The following is a 1,661-nucleotide window of genomic DNA, read 5'->3' as shown; positions in this document are numbered from 1 at the left end:
GCGCCGGCCCCCGGGCAGCCGGAAGCCGGTCCGGCCTCCGGAACGGCGACGGCCGCGCAGGCCGCGGAAACTGCGAAGCAGGCCGCGACAATTGCGGCCTTGCGGGACCACGTTGCCACGCAGATCGGGCCGATCGCCAAGCCCCGCGACGTGGTGTTCGTCCCCGACGTGCCCAAGACCCGCAGCGGCAAGATCATGCGCCGGCTGCTGACCCAGTTGTTCGAGGGGACGGAGCTGGGCGACACGACCAGCCTGCAGAACGAGCCGTGCATCGCCCAGATCCAGGCCATCTGCGACGCACGGTAAAGTTTTCCGCCTTCACCGGGCAGGGCTGTCCATGTTTCGGCGGACCGCTGAGCGTTTCTCCTAGTCAGGGCCAGAGGCCGCTCCAAAAGGTGGACAGTTGCTGCAGAACTGGGACACCCGGCCTGCCGCCTGCATGACTCCGGGGAACCCCGCACTCAGGCAACACGCCGCAACATCGTCATGACCTCGGCGACAACGTTCTGGGGCGTGAAGACGAGATCCTCGTACACGTACCGCAATGTTGGAAACCCGCTGAGCATGCCCGCGTTGTTCCTTTTGCGGTCCTTCTTGAAAGTCGCCCGGTTCCAGTGGAAGTCGAACCCGTCCAGCTCAATGATGAGGCAACCTTCCACCACCATGTCCACTCGTCCAAGCCCCTGGACCGGCACCTGGGTTTCCACCCGAAGCCCGACCGTGCGGAACAGGTCGCGGGCGATAATCTCGAGCGGCGAATCGGCGTCGTCACCGATGCTCAGAACGACGGCCCGACGCATGCCGTTGCGTTTGCCTGGAAGCCGCTCCACCAGTTCGGCTTTGGTAACGACACCCCTGCGCACGGCCGATTCCGCTACGACCAACGCCTCCAGCCGCGGCCTGCATCGGATGGCATGCAGTACGCAGTCCAAAATGCTCACATAGCTCCCAGGCCGCTGCCTCCCCAGCAATTCGCCCCGGTGCTTCACAGTGGACGGCGGCTGCCGGCTGTGAAGCGTCCACAGGTGCAGTTGATCCGGGTCTTTGATCGTCCAAAGCCCCAGTTCCCGAGCCGCTGAAATGCAGGTAATCAATCCGTTGGCCAGCACGGCGACGCGTACGTTCGCATCGGCCTTCTCCGTACCGACGATTCCTTGGCGGAGCACAGTGATCGCGCCGTTCTTGACGGCTGCCTTGATCTGGTCTCGGCTGAAACCGCAGCGCGCCAGTTCGCCGGTTGGGAGTGTTCCACCGCGCCGTTCAACGTAACCAGCTATCACCTCATCCATGACCACGAGCATGCAGGCTGCGGCGGCGGACAGCTAGATCCCCGCACTCCCTGTGGACAACGTGCTGCTGCCCGGCTGCAGAGACCCGGCCACGCCGCGGGACTCTCCACGTTTTGCGGGAAGCTTCTGCGTTTGTCCTAGTCAGCGCCAGACCCCGCTCCAAGACACGGACAGTTCCTGCTGAAGGTGGACAACTGGTCACGTTCAGCAGCCCCCGTTCCTTGGCAGGGCGCACGGCCATTCGACGCGGGCGACGATGCGTTCCGCGTCCGTCCAAGGGGGAGCCCCGGCCGACGCCGGTGCGTTCCGCGTCCGTCCAAGGGGGAGCCCCGGCCGACGCCGGTGCGTTCCGCGTCCGTCCAAGGGGGAGCC

General features: G+C 65.4%; 2 protein-coding genes. One reads left to right on the top strand and one right to left on the bottom strand.

Translation table 11 applies throughout. The annotated features are described in order from the left end of the window. Positions 1-306, top strand: a 306-nt coding sequence (locus AC5RUJ_RS15945; protein ID WP_494156205.1) for an AMP-binding enzyme, incomplete at its 5' end; no start/stop codon positions are given. A 155-nt stretch (positions 307-461) separates the two neighbouring features. On the opposite strand, the gene AC5RUJ_RS15940 is transcribed toward AC5RUJ_RS15945, so the two are convergent. Further along, positions 462-1,289 carry an endonuclease domain-containing protein gene (locus tag AC5RUJ_RS15940; RefSeq protein ID WP_494127719.1) on the bottom strand — a complete coding sequence of 276 codons (828 nt, stop codon included), beginning with the start codon at positions 1,287-1,289 and terminating at the stop codon, positions 462-464. Positions 1,290-1,661 lie beyond the last annotated feature (372 nt).

It is taken from the genome of Arthrobacter sp. Y3223164, assembly GCF_059091005.1.
This window is presented reverse-complemented; position numbering and strand designations above follow the sequence as displayed.

What these genes read in the sequence shown, in the direction of transcription:
- AC5RUJ_RS15940 (WP_494127719.1), bottom strand. Translation starts at nt 1,289, where the DNA reads ATGGATGAGGTGATAGCTGGTTACGTTGAACGGCGCGGTGGAACACTC.